We start from the raw sequence: 19,464 nt of genomic DNA, 5'->3' as shown, positions 1-19,464 counted from the left end.
CTGTTCCAGCAGGCTCGTTTCAGCGGCATAATCGTCCATCGTATCGGCAGGGAGACCGACATGGATGTAACGATTATAACGGGCGCGTCTGACGGTATCGGCGCTGAAACCGCGCGCCAGATAGCGCAACGTGATCGCGCCGGGGCCGCCCTCGTGCTGGCGGCGCGCAATGTCGACAAGCTCGAAAAACTTGCAGCCGAATTGCGGCAGCAGGGCAGCACCGTGCTTGTGGTGCCGACCGATGTTACCGACCGCGATGCCTGCATTGCGCTGATCGAAAAGACGGCATCGGCTTTTGGCCGGATCGACACGCTGATCGTCAATGCCGGTATGTCGGCCCATGCCAATTTCGCGGAGATCAAGCCGGAAGATCTGCAATGGATGCATGATCTGATGGAGTTGAACTATTTTGGCAGCGTCTGGCCGATCCATGCGGCGCTGCCTCATCTGGCAAAGACCAGAGGGCGCATTGCGGTGGTCTCTTCCGTCGCGGGATTGATCGGTGTGCCGGGACGCTCGGCCTATAGCGGCACGAAATTCGCGCTGTCCGGCTTTTGCGAGGCGCTCCGCTCGGAACTGGAGCCGAGTGGCATTTCCGTGACGATTGTTTATCCAGGCGTTGTGAAAACCGATATTCGCAAGGTCGGCTATGGCGCCAGCGGCGAGCCGCTCGGAACTAGTGGCGTGCGCGAAGACGACATGATGTCGGTGGAAGAAGCGGTGCGTCTGATGCTGTATGGTTTGCGGAGGCGCAAACGCGAGGTGTTGATGACCCGCAAGATGCGTCTGGGGCGCTGGCTGAAGCTGATCGCGCCGCGCGTGGTGGACCGCATGGCGCTCAAAGCGCTGAAGCCCGAATTTCGGCCGAAGCCGATCAAACCCGCGCAATAAAAGCTGGCTATTCCGGTTGCGGATTGACCATTTCATCTGTCTGTACTGAATATACCGGTTTCAGATCTGGCCGGAAGGAAGCAACTTGCGATGTTTTCCTGCGGCAGCAGATGCATGCTGACAGGTGAACTATGCCAACCGACGACCGTAAGAAAAGCCGGGTTACGCTTCTTGACGTGGCGCGCCATGCGAATGTTTCGCGGGCCACGGCATCGCTTGTCATCCGCAAGAGCCCGCTTGTCGGCGCGGCAACGCGGGAGAAGGTCGAGAAGGCGCTGCAAGAACTCGGCTACGTCTATAATATGGGCGCGGCGAGCTTGCGCGCCGACCGGTCCAACACAGTCGGCGTGATCGTTCCGACACTGGGCAATCCGTTTTATGGCGAGCTTCTGGCGGGCATCGACCGCGTGGTGGGCGAGGCCGGTATGGTCGTTCTTTTGGCCAACAGTCATGAAAATTTCGCCAATCAGAACACGCTGATGCAGCGCATGCGCGAGCATGGCGTCGATGGCGTGATCGTGTCGCTGACGGCTGGAACCGAACCCGGCTTCATCGAGCAGATTGTCGATTGGGGCCTGCCAGCCGTTCAGGTGCTGCGCCACGTAACCGACCGGATTGACTATGCCGGGGTCGATTATGCAGGCGGCATGCGGCAGGCGGTCAATCACCTGTCCGGGTTGGGGCACAAGACCATCGCCTTTGCGGTGCACGGGCCGGTGCATTCCGCCTATCGCGAACGCGTCGAGGGTTTTCGCGAGGCCATGCTGGAAAAGGGGCTGGACCCGGAACTGATCGTGCATCTGCCCAGCACGATGCCGGAAATTGCCCGGGCCGCGCCGCTGCTGTTTCAGCAGGAACCGGAACCAACGGCGGCGATCTGCTTTAACGATGTGATAGCGCTCGGTCTCTCCGCCGGGCTTTATGATTGCGGGCGGAAAATCGGCGAGGATTTTTCGTTGATCGGCTTTGACGATGTCAGCAATGCCGAGGCGACACGCCCGCGCCTGAGTTCAGTCGCGACGCGTCCGGTTACGGTTGGCGAAAACGCGGCCAGAATGCTGCTTTCACGGCTTGCCGAACCGGAAAAACCGGCAGAGCGGATCGTCAGCGAGACCTATTTGCAGGTTCGCCAGTCCTGTGGACGCCCCGTGGGCTGACGGTAAATTTGATCGTCTCATCCGAATTAATGATTGACGAGACGGGTTAAACGAATTTAGATCGATCTAAATTTGGTTGGTCTGGAGGAAGACCAGTCAATTCGCCGACCGGGAGGTTCCAGCATTGTACAATTTCAATTTCGCGCCCGTGTTCGCGTCGATGGACAAGCTGCTTCTCGGCGCCTGGCAAACGATTGAGCTTTCCGTCGCCGCGATGGTGCTCGGGCTGGTCGTTTCCATTGTGTGCGCCTGGGGCAAGACATCCGGCTCGAAGCCGGTGCGCTTCGTCATCGACGCCTATATCGAGATCATTCGCAACACGCCGTTTCTGGTGCAGATTTTCTTCATCTTCTTCGGTCTGCCTTCGGCGGGCTTGCGCCTGTCGCCCAACAGTGCGGCGCTTTTGGCGCTGGTGGTGAATTTCGGCGCCTATGGCACGGAAATCATCCGCGCAGGCATCGAGTCCATCCATAAGGGGCAGGTGGAGGCGGGCACCGCGCTCGGCCTCTCGCGCCTGCAAGTCTTCCGTTACATCATCATGAAACCGGCGCTGCGTACGGTCTATCCATCGCTGACCAGCCAGTTCATCTATCTGATGCTGACGTCGAGCGTCGTGTCGGTGATTTCGGCCAATGAACTCGCCGCCGCCGGTAACGATCTCCAGTCTGCGACCTTCGCCAGCTTCGAGGTCTATATCGTCATCACGCTCATGTATCTCGTCATGTCCATCGGTTTTTCGGCGGTGTTTTCGCTGATCGAGAAACTGGCGTTCAAATATCCCCTGAGCCGATAGGAGCAAGGCCATGATCAGACCTTTCGGCTGGAACGAATTTCTCATTATCGTCTATGCGGCACAGTGGACCATCGCGCTCTCGGCCATCGCCTTTGTGGGCGGCGGCATTGGCGGCATGATCGTGGCGCTGATGCGTGTTTCGGATAATCGTGTGCTGCGCTATATCGCGCTTGGCTTCATCCGGCTGTTTCAGGGCACGCCGCTTCTGATGCAGCTTTTTCTGGTGTTCTTCGGCCTCAATATTTTCGGCCTTGGCATCAATCCATGGATTGCAGCGGCCATCGCCTTGACCCTGCATGCCAGCGCTTTCCTCGGCGAAATCTGGCGCGGTTGTATCGACGCGGTGCCGCCCGGCCAGCGGGAAGCGGCAACGGCGCTCGGCCTGCGCTACTACAACCGCATGCGCTATATCATTCTGCCGCAAGCTGCACGCATTTCGGTTGCGCCAACGGTGGGCTTCCTTGTGCAGCTGATCAAGGGCACCTCGCTTGCCGCCATTATCGGCTTTACCGAACTGACGCGTCAGGGCCAGATCATCAACAATGCAACCTTCAGCCCTTTCATGGTCTTTGGCACGGTGGCGGTTGTCTATTTCATTCTGTGCTGGCCGCTTTCGATACTAGCCCGCAACATGGAAACCAAATTTTCTCGCGCAACCGCTCGGTAATCGGGGGCTTTTGTCGAGATAAGAGCACATCCCGAAAAGTGTGAAACGGTTTTCGGATAAGATGTGCGTCAAAAAGGGATTAGAGCGCGCTCTAATCTGCCGGCGAGGAGTCCGGTCTAACAATAGGGAAGGGAAAAACATGAATATCACCAGACGTATAGCGATGACACTGATCGGCGCGGGCGCGCTTGCCACTGCCTTTGCGCCAGCCGCATTCGCGCAGACCGTCGAAGGCATCAAGTCGGCGGGCACGATCAAGATCGGCATGCTGGTCGATTTTCCGCCATTCGGCATCATGAACACCAGCAACGAGCCGGACGGCTACGATGCCGATGTGGCCAAGTTGCTCGCTGCCGAGCTGGGTGTAAAGGCGCAGATCGTGCCGGTCACCGGCCCGAACCGCATTCCATATTTGCAGAGCGGACAGGTTGACGTGCTGGTGGCTTCGCTGGGCATCACCGAAGAACGCGCCAAGAGCGTCGATTTCTCCCAGCCTTATGCCGGTATTTCCATCGGCGTTTTCGGGCCGAAGGATGCCGCAGTCGCCAAGCCGGAGGACCTGTCAGGCAAGACCATCGGCGTGGCGCGTGCCTCGACGCAGGATACCGCAGTAACCAAGGTTGCGCCGAAAGATGCCAATATCCGCCGCTTCGATGACGATGCCAGCGCCGTGCAGGCTCTCCTGTCGGGTCAGGTCGATTTGATCGGTCTTTCCAATGTCGTTGCCGCCGAAATCGAAAAGGCAGCACCGGGCCGTTACGAGCAGAAAATCCAGCTCAGCCAGCAGGTGCAGGGCATCGCGGTGCGCAAGGGTTCGACTGAAATGCTCGAATTCGTCAACAAGTTCATCGAGAAGGTGAAGGGCGACGGCGAGTTGAACAAGATCCATGAAAAATGGCTCGGTTCTCCGTTGCCGGATTTCGTTTCCAAGGCGAAGTAATTTTTGACCGGCGCCATGCCCTGCATTGGCCGGGCATGGCCGCAAACGCCGCATCAGGCGATCACGTTCAGCAAAGCGAGTTCTCGACATGACTAAGACGGCTCAGAACACGGCTCACGGGGCATCGCAGGACTCCGGTACTGCGGTGCTGATGGAAGGCGTCAACAAATGGTATGGCACCTATCACGCGCTGCGAAATATCAATCTGACTGTGGCGCGCGGCGAACGCATCGTCATTTGCGGCCCGTCCGGCTCGGGCAAGTCGACGCTGATCCGCTGCATCAACCAGCTTGAAACCATTCAGGAAGGGCGCATTGTTGTCGACGGCTTCGACCTCACGGCGGGCGGCAAGAATGTCGATATCATCCGGCAGGAAACCGGCATGGTGTTCCAGCAGTTCAATCTTTTCCCGCATATGACCGTTCTGGAAAACTGCACGCTGGCACCGATGAAGGTGCGCGGCGTCGCCAAAGCGGAAGCCGAAAAGACGGCGCGCAAGTTTCTGGAGCGCGTGCGCATTCCCGAACAGGCGGACAAATATCCTGCCCAACTTTCCGGCGGTCAGCAGCAGCGCGTGGCGATTGCACGCGCATTGTGCATGAATCCGAAGATCATGCTTTTCGATGAGCCGACTTCGGCGCTCGATCCGGAAATGGTCAAGGAAGTTCTGGACACCATGATCGATCTCGCCAGAGAGGGCATGACCATGCTCTGCGTCACCCACGAAATGGGCTTTGCGCGACAGGTTGCCGACCGGGTGATCTTCATGGATCAGGGTCAGATTCTCGAAATGGCGGAGCCGGAGGAATTCTTCGGCAATCCGAAGCATGAGCGGACAAGAGCTTTTATCGGCCAGATTTCCTGACCGCCCGAAATGATATGTTCTGACGCATGGCGCGAAAGCTATTTCCCACCTTTCGCGCTGTGTTCCCCCCAATCTGGAACTGGAGTTTGACGTGACGAACGAAATTCTGCTCGTGGAGCCGATGATGCCTGCAATCGAGGAACGCCTCGATGCGGCTTACAAGGTTCACCGGCTTTACCAGGCGGACGAAAAAGCGGCGCTCGCTGAGGCTTTGGGTTCGATCCGCGCGGTAGTGACCGGCGGTGGCTCGGGCCTGTCGAATGAATGGATCGAGCGTCTGCCGTCGCTTGGCCTGATTGCCATCAACGGTGTCGGGACGGATAAGGTCGATCTGCCCTTTGCGCGTGGCCGCAATGTGCATGTGAGCACGACCCCGGGCGTATTGACCGACGACGTTGCCGATACCGGTATTGCTCTGATGCTGGCGGTCCTGCGCCATGTAGCGCTTGGCGATAGATTTGTTCGCGAAGGCAAATGGGCTGAACGTCAGGCCTTCCCGCTGGGCACCAGCCCCAAGGGCAAGCGCATCGGCGTTCTCGGCCTTGGCCAGATCGGCAAGTCGCTGGCAAAGCGCGCCGAGGCTTTCGGCATGGAGGTGCATTACTGGAACCGCTCGCCGGTGACGGGTGCGAACTGGATTGCCCATGCATCGCCGGTGGAACTGGCTGAACACAGCGATGTTCTGGCGGTTTGCGTGGCGGCCAATGCCTCCACGGCCAATATCGTCAATAAGGATGTGCTGGCGGCGCTTGGCAACAAGGGCTACCTGATCAATGTCGCGCGCGGCACGGTCATCGATGAGGACGCGCTTCTGGCCGCACTCAAGGATGGCGTCATTGCCGGTGCCGGTCTTGATGTCTTCGTCAACGAGCCGACAATCCGCGAAGAGTTCTTCACTGCTCCCAACACCGTTTTGATGCCGCATCAGGGCAGTGCAACTGTCGAAACGCGCATCGGCATGGGTGAGCTGGTGCTTGCCAATTTGCAGGCCTATTTCGCAGGCGATGTTCCGCCCACCAAGGTAAATTGAGTTTTCCGATGATTGTCAGACAGGCTTTCTTCGAAGGCGCTATTCATGCCGGGCGCGAGGATGCGTTCAAGGCTTATGTCGCGAAAACCCTGATGCCGATGTGGCTTCAGTTTCCTGGCATCCGCGATGTGCGCGTGCTTTACGCCGTGGAACGGGACGAAGGCGCGCCATCCTACCCGATGGTGCTATGGACGGTGTATGACAGCCGGGAAGCATTGGCGGAAGCGCTTGCTTCACCCATCCGCTATGAAAGCCGGGAGGCCACCAAGGGCCTTTTGGCCATGTTCGACGGCCATATCCACCACCATGTTTTCGACCTCGCTCTGGTGGGCGAGGTGACGGGTTAAACGCACTTCGGCCAGCGCTGGATGCGCTGGCCGAGTGAGTCTCTCTTAGCTTTTTGTTATTTGTCCAAGCGGTAAAATTTGCAGTTTCGCCCCGATATTCGAGTATATGAGGATGTGATCACATAGATGTGATCACATAGACGATAGCGGGCTGGATTTGGCCATTTTCCGGCATTTGGCGGGCAGTTTCTTTACCGGAGGCGCGGCTTTGCGGCCCTGAATTCCCTCATGTTTTGCACAGCTAGGGTACAAGTTATTTGAACTGTTCTAGTCTGGTGTGTATCGAACGCTATGTTTTTCTTAATCGCGCCATGCGGTTTCATTTCAGAAAAGCATCCCTCCGTCTTACCCACCTAACTGGCAGGAAACGACAATGACTGACCTCCCCGGATATCCGAGTCGTCGCAGTTTTCTGAAAGCCTCCGCAGCAAGCGTCATGCTTTCAGGACTGGCTGTCTCAGCCCAGGCTGAACCGAAGACGCCCCCGGTTCCGCTCGAAGACCATGAACGCCAATATTTTAACGATCTCGAATGGGCATTTATCCTTGCCGCGACGGCGAGGCTGATCCCGTCGGATGGCGATGGCCCCGGTGCCCTTGAAACCCGCGTCCCTGTCTTCATCGATCTCCAGCTTGCCGGAGATTATGGCCGTGCCGATGACTGGTACATGGTTGGTCCGCACGATCCGTCGGCTGATCCGACCCGCGGCTGGCAGACCCCGCTCAACCCGGCGCAGATTTACCGTCAGGGCATCCCGGCCTTCAATGGCTGGTGCGAGCAGAAATATAGCGCCGCTTTTACCGCTTTGACCCCTGAACAGCAGGATGAAGCGCTGACCGCTCTTCAAAAGGGCGAGGTTGGTTTGCAGCCGGAACTGCGCGAGTTCTTCGCGCTGCTGCTCCAGAACACCAAGGAAGGCTATTTCGCCGACCCGATGTATGGCGGCAATCACGGCATGCAGGCCTGGACCTATATCGGCTTCCCCGGTGCGCGCGGCAGCTACAAGGAATGGGTTGAGCGCTACAATGTGGCCTACCCGCTGGGTCCGGTTTCGATCAAGGGCGAAAGGGCTTAACCATGGCACGTCAGGAAAAGAAGAAAGACGTGGTCATTGTCGGCCTCGGCTGGACCGGCTCCATTCTGGCAATGGAACTGGCGCAGGAAGGCCTTGACATCGTCGCGCTGGAACGTGGCCACGATCAGAATACCGTGCCAGATTTCAAATATCCGAACATGATCGACGAACTGAAATACGGCGTGCGTCTGAAGATGATGCAGCGCGCCAGCCAGCAGACCGTCACCGTGCGCCGCCATGCGGATGAAAACGCGCTGCCTTACCGCAGCTTCGGTTCGTTTCTGCCGGGCAACGGCGTGGGTGGTGCGGGCACGCACTGGAACGGCCTTAACTGGCGTCCGCAGGCCGAAGAACTTAGACTGCGTTCTCACGTGCGCGAGCATTGGGGCGAGCAGATCATCCCGGAAGACATGCTTCTGGGCGATTATCCTGTCACTTATGACGAGATGGAACCCTTCTTCGACCGCTTCGAGCGCGTCGCCGGTATTTCCGGCAAGGCCGGTAACATCAAGGGCAAGATCGTTGAGGGCGGCAACCCGTTTGAGGGCTGGCGTTCGAACGAATACCCAATGCCCCCGATGAAGACGACCTGGGACGGTCGCAAATTTGCCGATGCGGCAAAAGCCGCCGGTTACCACCCGTTCCCATCGCCGGGGGGCATTGCTTCGACGGCCTATGTCAATGAATATGGCATGCAGATGGGACCGTGCAATCATTGCGGTTTCTGCGAGCGCTATGGCTGCTATCAATATTCGAAGTCGTCGCCGCAAACGACGATCCTCGATGCGCTGAAGCGGATGCCAAACTTCTCCTATCGCACGGAATCGGAAGTGTTGCGCGTTGAAATGGCCCCGGATGGCAAGACCGCAACCGGCGTAACCTATTTCGACGACAAGACGCAGGAAGAAGTCTTCCAGCCTGCCGATCTCGTCATTTTGTCGTCGTTCCAGCTGAACAATGTGCATCTGGCGCTGCTGTCGGGCATCGGACAGCCTTACGATCCGGCAACGGGCGAAGGCGTGACGGGCCGTAACTACGCCTATCAGCTGACCGGCGGCGTGACGCTGTTCTTCAAGGATGAGGAATTCAATCCGTTCATCGGTACTGGCGCTAACGGCATGTGTATCGATGATTTCGGCATCAACCAGATCGATTTCGGTCGTGAGGGCTTCATCGGCGGTGCCTATTGGCGCACGGGCCAGACCAACGGCCAGCCGATCCGCAGCATGACGCTGCCCTCCGGCACGCCTGGCTGGGGCGCTGGCTGGAAGAAGGCGATTGCCGAATGGTATGGCCATTCGATGAACATCGGAACGCATGGTTCCGTCATGTCCTACAAGACCAACCATCTCGATCTTGACCCGACCTACAAGGACCCGCACGGTCGTCCGCTGATGCGCATGACCTTCAACTGGAATCCGAATGATATCCGGATGACCCAGTTCATGAAGACCAAGGCGGAAGCGCTGGCCAAGACCATGAATCCGGACCTGATACAGTCCTCCTTCAAGAAGGAAGGTGCGCAGTTCGATGTTCGTCCCTATCAGACGACGCATACGACCGGTGGGCACATCATGTCGGAAAATGCACGTGAGGGCGTCGTCAATCGCTTCTCGCAGGCATGGGACAAGCACAATGTGTTCATGCTTGGCGCGGGTAACTTCGTGCAGAACACCCAGTACAACCCGACCGGCTTGCTCGGCGGCCTTGCTTACTGGACCGCACATGCGATCCGCACGCAGTATCTTTCCAATCCGCGTCCGCTGGTTTGAGGAGAACGGTGATGAAAACTTTTCTTCGCATAATCGGTGTTCTCGTCGTTCTCGGCATCGTCGCGCTCCTGGCATTCCTGTTCGTTCCCGTGCAGCTTACCAAGCCGACGAAGGAACTGGCCGCTGACTGGAAACCGGCCAAGGGTCAGGGCGAATATGTCATGTATGCGTCCGACTGCATGGCCTGCCATACGGCCGATGGCGGCAAGCCGTTTGCCGGTGGTCGCGCCATTGCAAGCCCGATGGGCACTATCTGGACGACCAATATTACGCCGGACAAGGAAAGCGGTATCGGAAACTGGACGCTCGATCAGTTCCGCGCCGCGCTCTATGACGGTATTCGTGCCGATGGCGCGCATCTTTACCCGGCCATGCCTTACGAAAACTATCGCAAGCTGACCGAAGAAGATGTTCGTGCGCTCTACGATTACTTCATGCACGATGTGCAGCCGGTGAAGAACGACGTCCAGCAGACCGAACTGGGCTTCCCGTTCAATATGCGCTTCGGCATCCGCGCCTGGAACTGGCTCGCGCTGACGCACAAGGCTGGCTTCACGCCCGCAGGCAAGAACGAGGTGCAGGAGCGCGGCCAGTATCTGGTCGAAGGTTCGGCGCATTGTGCGGCCTGCCACAGCCCACGCAACAGCTTCATGGCGCAGGATGGTGTCAGTGCGGGCGACAAGAATTTCCTGTCGGGCGGTGTCATCGACGGTTGGAACGCGCCTGCGCTGCGCGGCCCGCAATCGGCTCCACAGAAATGGTCGGTCGAGGAAATGGCCACCTATCTCGCAACGGGTCGCAATTCCTATTCGACCGCAAACGGCGAAATGGGTCTGGTGGTCGAGCATTCACTCCAGCACCTGACGGATGCCGACAATCTCGCGATTGCTGCTTTCCTCAAGGGTGTCGATGGGGCGACTGTCGAGGTTCCGCAGAGCTTCGCGGCCAAGGTTTTCACGGCGCTTCCGGCAGCACCTGCCGATGCCGCTGGCGAAGCAACCGCGAAGATGCTGACGGAAGCCTCTCCGGACATGCCGGTGGGTGCGCGTCTTTATCTCGACAATTGCGCTGCCTGCCACTTCGTGACCGGCAAGGGTGCGCCGGGAATTTTCCCGGAACTGGCTGACAATGATCTGGTGACAGGTTCGGAAGTGAAGCCGCTGATCTCGGTCATCCTGCACGGTGCCGAAGTGCCTTCGACGGCAAAGCGTCCGATGCGTCTTGTGATGCAGGGCTATGCCGATCGCCTGACGGATCAGGAAGTGGCGGACCTCGCCTCCTTCGTTCGCTCCGCATGGGGCAACAAGGCGGGCGCGGTTTCGGCTGGTGATGTGGCTGCGGTTCGCAAGAGCGAAGCAGCAGCGCACTGATCTGTCGCAGAATTTGCAGAAGAATAGGCGGCGGCGCGAAAGCTCCGCCGCCCTATTTCTTTCGGGCTGGCTTTGCGCTGTTGAGCGTGATGGCGGCGCGAACGAGCGCGGTGAGCGCATCGGCGTCGATTTCTTCGCCTTCACGAATATCGATGGCCCGGCGCACATTGCCCTCGAGACTGGAATTGAACAGACCGCTTGGATCGTCCAGCGATGCACCTTTGGCGAAAGTCAGTTTGACGACCTGCTTATAAGTCTCGCCCGTGCAGATAATGCCATCGCGCTCCCATACGGGTACGCCGCGCCATTTCCATGTTTCAATGATTGCCGGATCGGCTTTGGTGATGATGGCGCGAACTTTGGCCAGCGTTTCGCCTCTCCAGTCGGCAAGCTCCGCGACGCGCTTATCGATCAGGCGCGAAGCGGAGATGTTTTCATCAGCTGTCGGCGTTTTGTTCATTTTCGGTCCTCCTCCATTCCACCCGCGAGGATGTTAGAACACGGGAAGCCGAAAAATGAAACGGCTTTGCATTAGGCGCCCCTTATGCTTCAGCGCCAGAATTTCTTGGCGTCGAGAACATTGTCGAGCGCCGTCTGCGCCTTTTCGATCAGCTGTTTTTTATCGGCATGGAAGATCAGCTTCTGAGCCTCCGGCGTTTCTTCAATGCCATATTGTTTCAGCACATCGTGGCCGATGGCCAGATCGTTGAGCGCACCCAGCCGGTCTTGCAGCGCTTCCATTGCCTTGTTGAAATTCTTGTACCGGCGCAGCCCCCGCTTGTCGGCAAAGAGTGGTGCGAAGAATTCTGCCGCATAACGCAATTTCTTCGCGTCTTTTCGAGCCTCATGCCGGTGTTCATCGTCGATTTCAGCAAGGTCGCGACCGTGCTTCTTGAGCTTCTTGCGCATCCGGTCGAGCGCTTTTGCGGCAAAATCTTCGACGGGCTTTCCACCGTCGGGATGTTTGGCATAGTCACCGCAGAGCAACCATTCGTTGAAGTCGAGCATCAGCGCTCGGCTGCGATCCGACGCAAGTGCTTCGACGATTTTGGCATAGCTGCCCTTGCGGGCGGTCTCCAGTTTTTCCCACAGTTCTCCATCGGCGGCCTTCAGCAGAAGCACATCCAGATTGCGGGCATCGCCGAGTGTGTTGGCCAGCCAGCGGAATTCGTCCGAAAATCGCTTTGCATTTTCATCCAGCAGGGGTTTGAAAAGTGACAGCGCCGAGCGCAGCCGCCGGATGGCAACGCGCGCCTGATGCAGGCTGCCCGCATGTCCCTTTTGCAGCAGCAAGGTCTCGTTCAGGCGAAACTGCCGAAAGCAGGAAAGCGCAATCATGCGGAAACCTTCATCCGCAGTCAGGCGCGGCTCCAGACCGATTGCTTCGGCCTTGGCGGCATTGCGCATGGCCGACAATAAACGGTAGCCGCGTTCCGATTTGGATTGAACGCCAATCTTCACCGGAACGATTGCGTTGACCTTGCGGGCGAGGGCGAAAAGCTGGCGTGGATCGCCGCCTTTCAATTCCAGTTCGATCTCGTGAAAGGGCGCCTGCCTGTCACCCGCCATGACGATTCCGGCATCGGCAGCCACTTCGATCCTGGAGGTGCCTTCAGTCAGGTTCCAGATGCGGCGGTTGGTGACAACTTCAAACTGCACGACAAGATCGCGTTCGATCGGGCCGAAGCGGTTGAGAAGTGGGCTGTTATAGTCGAACACGGGCGTGTTTGTTCGCGCCGGGGTTTCCCATTCGGAACGGGCGAAAAGCGAGGCGTTGGAGCCGGTCGCCTTTACGGTCTGGATGGTTTTCTCGCCGGAGCGGCGGATGCGCAAGGTGAAACCATTATCGAAAAGCCGGCGATCGCCAGTGTCGAAATAAACCGAGTGCAATTCCCGCGTGGCGGCAGGCTGCCCCAAAAAGCTGGAGAGAGCGATCTTTTCGAGATCGGCAGGGGAAATTTCGAGCTTCAGTTCGATTTCGGTCAATGGCGAACTCCTTATAGCCAGCCCCGACGACGCCTGTTCCGACTAACTAATAGAAACTTCTGTCAGTCTCATGACGAAGATTATGCCAGATTCACTTGAACCTCGCCTATGATGTTCTGTGTATTGGCTCTATCAGCTGTTTTCAGGAACCCGCGTGGCGGAATCTCTTAAGATCAGTTCAACCGGCCAGAGTTCGTGGATATCGGTCGCGGCGCGACCGTCGAGAATGTCCATCAGAAGGTCGGCGCAGCGTTTGCCCGCCGCCCGCATGGATGAGCGCGTGGCCGCCAGCGACGGCACCATATTTTCGGCACTGAGGAAGGAGATGACATCGTCATGGGCGATGACTGAGATATCCTTGCCGATGGTCAGCCCGAACGAGCGCGCCGCGCGATAGATGCCAAGCGCCGTCATCATCGATCCGGCAACAAAGGCGGTCGGGCGCGGGTTGCGCTCCAAGAGCTTGAGTGCAAGGCGATAGCCGATTTCGTCGGTAAAATCGCCATGCTCCACCAGATCGGGATCGAAGGGAACGCCTCTGCTTTCCAGCGCCTTGCGATAGCCTTCGTCGCGGTGGAGCGAAAATGTGAAGCCATAGCGCCCGTTGATCATCGCGACACGGCGATGCCCAAGATCCAGCAGATGCGCCGTCGAGCGACAGACCGCGCCTTCATTGTCGATATCCAGCCAGGCATGCGGAATGTCGGTTTCCGAACGTCCATGCACCAGAAACGGCATGCCGAGTTCATGCAGCAGCCGAATCCGCTCATCATTCGGCTTCGGTGAGGTCACGATGATTGCATCGACCCGGCGACTTGTCGCGAGGCGGCGGCAAATCTGAACTTCATCATCCGTACCATTGTGGGAAATTGGGCTGACGAGAATATCCACCTCATCCTGACTGAGCCGCTCGGCCATGCCGCGCATGAATTCTGCAAAATGAAATTCGCTGTTGCGCCCCATCACGACGCCGATGGCTCCGGCACGCCCGGTTGCAAGCCTGACCGCATTTTCATTGGGGCGATAACCGAGACGAACGGCTTCATCCATCACCCGCTTGCGCGTGCTCTCGGCGACTTCAGGATAGCCGCTTAATGCACGACTGACGGTCGTGGCTGAAAGCCCCAGTTGTTTGGCAAATTCACGAAGTTTCATTTGGCATGTCGAGTTGAGAGGCGGGCAAGGCGGCGGGATTATAGCCGCTTCCTTGCGATTAACAATCGGCGTGCCCGTCGCAGAGCGACGTGGCTGATTATCATTGTGCTATAAATCCAAACCGCTTTCAAGTTCGTTTCAAAAAGAAGCATCAAACCGCGTTCGCGTCAGGCGCGCAAGGCCATCGTCCGACGAACGTGTCTTTCTCAAGATATTGAAAGATATAGAGATATATGAAGAGGTCCAAACCCTGTTCATTTTGCGAGAATCTGTTGCTTGACAGAAATGCGGTCCTCTGCAACTTTTTGCTATCCAAACCGTTTTCGATTTTGAACAACCGCTTACAGAATGGATGGGAGGAGGGAACAATGAAATCAATAAAGGGAATGCTCGCGGCCTGCGTGGCTTTGGGCCTTGCGACAGTCAGCGCACAGGCGGTGGAAATTTCGCTCGCTGCCAATTCGACGGGCAACAACATCAAGTTCTTGCAGGACCAGATCGTCAAATTCGAGAAGGATACCGGCAACAAGGTCAATATCGTTTCGATGCCGCCGTCATCGAGCGAGCAGTTCAGCCAGTATCGCCTGTGGCTGGCGGCAGGCAATGCAGATATCGACGTCTATCAGACCGATGTGGTCTGGGCACCGCAATTGTCCGACCAGTTTGTTGACCTCACCGAGGCAACGAAGGATGTTACTGCTGCGCATTTCCCATCGATCATTGCATCGCAGACCGTCAATGGGAAGCTGGTCGCGCTGCCGTTTTATACGGATGCGCCCGCCTTGTTCTACCGCAAGGATCTTCTCGAAAAATACGGCAAGACGGTTCCCAAAACCTGGGATGAAATGACGGCGACCGCCAAGGAAATCATGGATAAGGAGCGGGCCGACGGCAAGTCCGATCTCTGGGGGTTTGTCTTTCAGGGCAATGCCTATGAAGGGCTGACCTGCAACGCGCTTGAATGGATCAAGTCGTCGGGCGGTGGCCAGATCGTCGAGGCCGACGGCACGATTTCGATTAATAATGAGAAGGCCGCCGCAGCCATCGACCGCGCCAAGGGCTGGATCGGATCGATCTCGCCGCAAGGCGCGCTGGCCTATCAGGAAGAGGAATCGCGCGGTGTCTGGCAGACCGGCAATGCGGTCTTCATGCGCAACTGGCCCTATGCCTATGCGCTGGGCAACAGCGCCGATAGCGGCGTGAAGGGCAAGTTCGACGTTGCTCCACTGCCTGCTGGCGCCGATGGAGATGCTCCATTCTCCACACTTGGCGGCTGGAATCTTGCAGTGTCCAAATATTCGACCAAGCAGGAAGCAGCCATCGCTCTGGTGAAATATCTGGCCTCGCCGGAAGTGCAGAAGGTGCAGGCGGTCGAGATTTCGCGCCTGCCGACCATCGAAGCGCTTTACGACGACAAGGATGTCATTGCGGCGCAGCCTTTCATGGCCAATTGGAAGCCGATTTTCCAGAATGCCGTGCCGCGTCCGTCGGCTGCGACGAAGGTGAAGTATAATGAAGTGTCGTCAAAATTCTGGACGGCGGTTCACAAGACACTCTCCGGCAACGGAACGGCTGCGGAGAATCTCGAAATGCTTGAGGTCGAGCTGACCGAGCTGGAAGGTTCCGGCTGGTAAGGACCGATCAAGCCGCGTTCGGGTTGTCCTCCCAAGCCCCGCCCATCCCCTAGGTGGGCGACCCGAACGCTCATATTCCTCTGGGCAGGACCAAGAGCTGGATCATGACAGAGACTTCTTTCGATCGTGCGGAGGCCGCGCCGTCAAAGCTGCGCGTGCATTCCGATCTGCGCAGCCAGCGCATCCGGTCTGCATGGGTGTTTCTCGCCCCGACATTGTTCGTGCTGGCGCTGGTGGCCGGTTGGCCACTGCTTAGAACCATTTATTTAAGCTTCACCAATGCCTCGCTGACCAGCCTTGGCACAGCAGAGTTTGTCGGCTTCAATAATTATCTGTCCTGGGTGACGCTCAAGAGCGGCCGTACCATCTATCGTGGACTTTTGGCCGACCCGGCATGGTGGGGCGCGGTCTGGAACACGGTAAAATTCACGCTGCTTTCGGTCAGTCTGGAAACGGTGTTCGGACTGATCGTGGCGCTGGTGCTCAACGCCAATTTTCCGGGGCGCGGTCTGGTGCGCGCGGCGATCCTGATCCCGTGGGCGATCCCCACAATCGTCTCGGCCAAGATCTGGCACTGGATGCTCAACGACCAGTTCGGCATTCTCAATCACATCCTGCTCAATCTCGGGCTTATCAGCCAGAAAATCGCCTGGACCGCCAATCCGGACACAGCAATGATCGCGGTTTTGATTGTCGATGTCTGGAAAACGACGCCCTTCATGGCGCTGCTTATTCTGGCCGGTTTGCAGATGGTGCCGACGGATATTTATGAAGCGGCCAGGATCGATGGCGTGCATCCGCTGAAAGTGTTCGGGCGCGTGACGCTGCCGCTGATCCGCCCGGCGCTGATGGTGGCGATCATCTTCCGCATGCTGGATGCGCTGCGCATATTCGATCTTATCTATGTGCTGACGCCCAACAATGCGCAGACAAAAACCATGTCGGTCTTTGCGCGTGAAAATCTGTTCGATTTCGACAAGTTTGCCTATGGCGCGGCGGCATCGACAATGCTGTTCCTCATCATCGCTGCCATCACCTTGCTCTACATGTTCTTCGGGCGTGTGAACATCACCAGCAGGGGAGACTAGAAGATGCGGTGCATAAAGTTAGCTGGCTTCTATCTTCTTGTGGCGATCATTATTCTGGTTGCAGTGTTCCCGTTCTATTATGCAATTATCACCAGTGTGAAATCGGGAACGGCGCTATTTCAGGTCGATTACTGGCCGACCAATTTCTCGATTGAAAACTATACCAGCGTGCTGACGCAGGGCAGCTTTCTGCGCAGTCTCGGCAATTCGCTGCTGGTGGCAACAGTTGTGGTGGCGATCTCGCTTCTGTTGGCGATAACGGCGGCCTATGCGCTGGCGCGGGTTCGCTTCAGGGGCAGGGGGCTGCTGCTGCTCACCATTCTTTCGGTGTCGATGTTCCCCCAGATCGCCGTGCTGGCCGGTCTGTTCGAGCTGATCCGTTTCTTGGGCATTTTCAACACGCCGCTGGCGCTGATCTTCTCCTACATGATCTTCACTTTGCCTTTCACGGTGTGGGTGCTCACCACCTTCATGCGCGATCTGCCGGTGGAGATCGAGGAAGCCGCCATCGTCGACGGCGCGTCGCCTTGGGTCATCATAACGCGGGTGTTCATGCCGTTGATGTGGCCCGCCTTGGTGACGACAGGTCTGCTTGCCTTCATCTCTGCATGGAACGAGTTCCTGTTCGCGCTCACCTTCACCTCGTCCGGCGGTCAGCGCACCGTGCCAGTGGCTATCGCACTGTTGTCCGGCAGCAGCCAGTTCGAAATCCCCTGGGGCAATATCATGGCGGCTTCGGTCATCGTCACGGTTCCCCTCGTCATCCTCGTGCTCATCTTCCAGCGGCGGATTGTCTCCGGTCTGACGGCGGGTGGCGTAAAGGGCTAGGAGTATAGTCATGGCAGAACTTCAATTGCGCGATGTGCGCAAGTCTTTCGGCAACTTCGATGTCATCAAGGGCGTGGATATGGATATCCGCCCCGGTGAGTTCATGGTCTTTGTCGGTCCATCGGGTTGCGGAAAATCCACCTTGCTGCGTTTGATTGCCGGGCTGGAGGAGATCACGTCCGGCAGTCTTGCCATTGACGGAACCGTGGTCAACAGTTTCACCCCGTCGAAGCGCGGTATTGCCATGGTGTTCCAGTCCTATGCGCTTTATCCGCATATGACGGTCTATGAAAACATGGCCTTCGGCATGCAGCTTGCAGGCAAAAGCAAGGACGAATGCAAGAGCCGCATTCATAAAGCTGCGGAGATGCTGCAACTGACGCCCTATCTGGAGCGTCTGCCGCGCCAGCTTTCCGGCGGCCAGCGCCAGCGCGTGGCCATCGGCCGGGCCATCGTGCGCGATCCCAAGGTTTTCCTGTTCGACGAACCCTTGTCCAACCTCGATGCGGCGCTACGTGTGGCTACAAGGCTTGAGATCGCCAAGCTCCACCAGAGCATGGAAGACACCACCATGATCTATGTGACGCATGATCAGGTGGAGGCGATGACACTGGCCGACCGCATCTGCGTGCTGCGCGATGGACGTGTGGAGCAGGTGGGTACGCCGCTTGAGCTTTACGAAAAGCCGAACTCGCTTTTCGTCGCCGGGTTCATCGGATCGCCGAAGATGAATTTCCTGACCGGCCAACATGCCGAGCCTTTCGGTGCTCATACGGTGGGTTTGCGTTCGGAGCATCTCGCCGTTGTGTCCGAGGGCGGCCACTGGACCGGTCAGGTGATCCACACCGAAATCCTCGGTTCCGACACCTATGTCTATATCGATCTTGGCCTGGAGGAACCGCTGGTGGTCCGTGAAAGCGGTGTCGCGGTGCGCAAATCCGGCGAGACGCTCTCGGTTTCCCCCGCAGGAGACAATATTCATCGCTTCGATGAAAAGGGCCGCGCCGTTTGACGCCGACCTCCCAAGCTCAATGAGATGAAACAACCGGGCCGTGATGCCCGCAGCAAGGAGAATATCCGTGCCTATTCGCACAATCGTCTGGGGTGAAAACATTCACGAGCAGATCAACGAAACGGTGCGTTCGGTCTATCCGAACGGCATGCACAACACGATTGCCGATGCGTTGAATACCGACAGCGCCATTCAAGCGACGACCGCCACCTTGCAGGAGCCGGATCATGGCTTGCCGGAAGCGCGTCTGGTCGAGACCGATGTACTGGTCTGGTGGGGGCACAAGGATCACGGTGCCGTCAGCGATGAGGTGGTGGAGCGCGTGGCCAGGCGCGTCTTCGAAGGTATGGGGCTGATCGTGCTCCATTCCGGCCATTTCTCCAAAATCTTCAAGCGGGTCATGGGCACGCCCTGCGCGCTGAAATGGCGTGAGGCGGGCGAGCGCGAGCGCGTCTGGGTTGTCAATCGCGGCCATCCAATCGCGCAGGGACTGGATGAGAATTTCGTGCTCGAGAACGAAGAAATGTATGGCGAACAGTTCTCCGTGCCGGAGCCGCTGGAAACGGTGTTCATTTCGTGGTTCGCGGGCGGCGAAGTGTTTCGCTCCGGCATGACATGGCGGCGCGGCGCGGGCAATGTGTTCTATTTCCGCCCCGGACATGAAACCTACCCGACCTATCACGATGCCAATGTGCAAACCGTTCTGCGCAATTCGGTCAAATGGGCGTACAATCCGCAACCGGCATGGACGGGCATCCACGCCGCGCCGAATGTTCCGGTCGAAAAAGCGCTGGAGCCGATTGTCGAGCGTGGACCCAAGCTGCACAAGGCCGGTGAAGCCGGCTATCGCTGAG

General features: G+C 57.9%; 19 protein-coding genes. 16 read left to right on the top strand and 3 right to left on the bottom strand.

All coding sequences use genetic code 11. The features are described from left to right. Window positions 1–60 precede the first annotated feature (60 nt). The 11 genes from QLQ11_RS16545 to QLQ11_RS16495 all read left to right on the top strand — a co-directional run bounded on the left by QLQ11_RS16545 (window position 61) and on the right by QLQ11_RS16495 (window position 10,907). Complete coding sequence (locus QLQ11_RS16545; RefSeq protein WP_109366896.1) at window positions 61–891, top strand: SDR family oxidoreductase; 831 nt, start codon at window positions 61–63, stop codon at window positions 889–891. Between the two features lie 131 nt (window positions 892–1,022). Then, a complete protein-coding gene (locus QLQ11_RS16540) occupies window positions 1,023–2,048 on the top strand; it encodes a LacI family DNA-binding transcriptional regulator (RefSeq protein WP_109366897.1) in 1,026 nt (341 codons plus the stop codon). Window positions 2,049–2,172: 124 nt separating this feature from the next. Further along, on the top strand, window positions 2,173–2,841 hold the full coding sequence (locus tag QLQ11_RS16535) for an amino acid ABC transporter permease (protein ID WP_109366898.1): 669 nt from the start codon (window positions 2,173–2,175) through the stop codon (window positions 2,839–2,841). Window positions 2,842–2,851: 10 nt separating this feature from the next. Further along, window positions 2,852–3,508, top strand: a complete 657-nt coding sequence (locus QLQ11_RS16530) for an amino acid ABC transporter permease (protein ID WP_109366899.1) — start codon at window positions 2,852–2,854, stop codon at window positions 3,506–3,508. 139 nt (window positions 3,509–3,647) lie between these two features. Further along, window positions 3,648–4,448 carry a transporter substrate-binding domain-containing protein gene (locus tag QLQ11_RS16525; RefSeq protein WP_109366900.1) on the top strand — a complete coding sequence of 267 codons (801 nt, stop codon included), beginning with the start codon at window positions 3,648–3,650 and terminating at the stop codon, window positions 4,446–4,448. An 88-nt stretch (window positions 4,449–4,536) separates the two neighbouring features. After that, the gene (locus QLQ11_RS16520; RefSeq protein ID WP_109366901.1) at window positions 4,537–5,313 is read left to right on the top strand and encodes an amino acid ABC transporter ATP-binding protein; all 777 of its coding nucleotides are present in this window, start codon (window positions 4,537–4,539) and stop codon (window positions 5,311–5,313) included. A gap of 79 nt (window positions 5,314–5,392) precedes the next feature. Next, complete coding sequence (locus QLQ11_RS16515) at window positions 5,393–6,343, top strand: 2-hydroxyacid dehydrogenase (protein WP_109366902.1); 951 nt, start codon at window positions 5,393–5,395, stop codon at window positions 6,341–6,343. Between the two features lie 8 nt (window positions 6,344–6,351). Next, window positions 6,352–6,690: a hypothetical protein gene (locus QLQ11_RS16510; protein ID WP_109366903.1), complete on the top strand. Its 339-nt coding sequence runs from the start codon at window positions 6,352–6,354 to the stop codon at window positions 6,688–6,690. 373 nt (window positions 6,691–7,063) lie between these two features. Then, the gene (locus QLQ11_RS16505; protein ID WP_109366904.1) at window positions 7,064–7,765 is read left to right on the top strand and encodes a gluconate 2-dehydrogenase subunit 3 family protein; all 702 of its coding nucleotides are present in this window, start codon (window positions 7,064–7,066) and stop codon (window positions 7,763–7,765) included. A 2-nt stretch (window positions 7,766–7,767) separates the two neighbouring features. Next, complete coding sequence (locus QLQ11_RS16500) at window positions 7,768–9,537, top strand: GMC family oxidoreductase (RefSeq protein ID WP_109366905.1); 1,770 nt, start codon at window positions 7,768–7,770, stop codon at window positions 9,535–9,537. Between the two features lie 11 nt (window positions 9,538–9,548). Then, window positions 9,549–10,907, top strand: coding sequence for a cytochrome c (locus QLQ11_RS16495; protein ID WP_283736229.1), 1,359 nt, complete (start codon window positions 9,549–9,551; stop codon window positions 10,905–10,907). Between the two features lie 52 nt (window positions 10,908–10,959). Here the strand turns inward: QLQ11_RS16495 and QLQ11_RS16490 are convergent, their stop codons facing one another. The 3 genes from QLQ11_RS16490 to QLQ11_RS16480 all read right to left on the bottom strand — a co-directional run bounded on the left by QLQ11_RS16490 (window position 10,960) and on the right by QLQ11_RS16480 (window position 14,048). Further along, window positions 10,960–11,367 carry a DUF1801 domain-containing protein gene (locus QLQ11_RS16490; RefSeq protein WP_109366907.1) on the bottom strand — a complete coding sequence of 136 codons (408 nt, stop codon included), beginning with the start codon at window positions 11,365–11,367 and terminating at the stop codon, window positions 10,960–10,962. An 89-nt stretch (window positions 11,368–11,456) separates the two neighbouring features. Further along, window positions 11,457–12,893 carry a CYTH and CHAD domain-containing protein gene (locus QLQ11_RS16485; RefSeq protein ID WP_235858970.1) on the bottom strand — a complete coding sequence of 479 codons (1,437 nt, stop codon included), beginning with the start codon at window positions 12,891–12,893 and terminating at the stop codon, window positions 11,457–11,459. Window positions 12,894–13,025: 132 nt separating this feature from the next. After that, window positions 13,026–14,048 (bottom strand): substrate-binding domain-containing protein, encoded by a 1,023-nt coding sequence (locus QLQ11_RS16480; protein WP_109366909.1) that lies wholly within the window; start codon window positions 14,046–14,048, stop codon window positions 13,026–13,028. A 368-nt stretch (window positions 14,049–14,416) separates the two neighbouring features. On the opposite strand from QLQ11_RS16480, the gene QLQ11_RS16475 reads away from it, so the two are divergent. From QLQ11_RS16475 to QLQ11_RS16455, 5 genes are all read left to right on the top strand, one after another. Beyond that, entirely contained in the window at window positions 14,417–15,682 is a 1,266-nt protein-coding gene (locus QLQ11_RS16475) for an ABC transporter substrate-binding protein (protein WP_121538456.1), read from the top strand. Between the two features lie 104 nt (window positions 15,683–15,786). Continuing rightward, complete coding sequence (locus tag QLQ11_RS16470) at window positions 15,787–16,770, top strand: carbohydrate ABC transporter permease (protein WP_283736228.1); 984 nt, start codon at window positions 15,787–15,789, stop codon at window positions 16,768–16,770. 3 nt (window positions 16,771–16,773) lie between these two features. Continuing rightward, the gene (locus QLQ11_RS16465) at window positions 16,774–17,598 is read left to right on the top strand and encodes a carbohydrate ABC transporter permease (RefSeq protein WP_124915320.1); all 825 of its coding nucleotides are present in this window, start codon (window positions 16,774–16,776) and stop codon (window positions 17,596–17,598) included. Between the two features lie 10 nt (window positions 17,599–17,608). Next, window positions 17,609–18,610: an ABC transporter ATP-binding protein gene (locus QLQ11_RS16460; protein WP_109366912.1), complete on the top strand. Its 1,002-nt coding sequence runs from the start codon at window positions 17,609–17,611 to the stop codon at window positions 18,608–18,610. 67 nt (window positions 18,611–18,677) lie between these two features. Beyond that, on the top strand, window positions 18,678–19,463 hold the full coding sequence (locus tag QLQ11_RS16455) for a ThuA domain-containing protein (RefSeq protein ID WP_109366913.1): 786 nt from the start codon (window positions 18,678–18,680) through the stop codon (window positions 19,461–19,463). Window position 19,464: the final 1 nt, after the last annotated feature.

The organism is Ochrobactrum sp. SSR (assembly GCF_030067775.1).
In the GTDB taxonomy this organism is placed as follows: Bacteria; Pseudomonadota; Alphaproteobacteria; order Rhizobiales; family Rhizobiaceae; genus Brucella; species Brucella teleogrylli.
The sequence above is the reverse complement of the archived record's forward strand: the minus strand, read 5'-3'. Positions and strand labels throughout refer to the sequence as shown.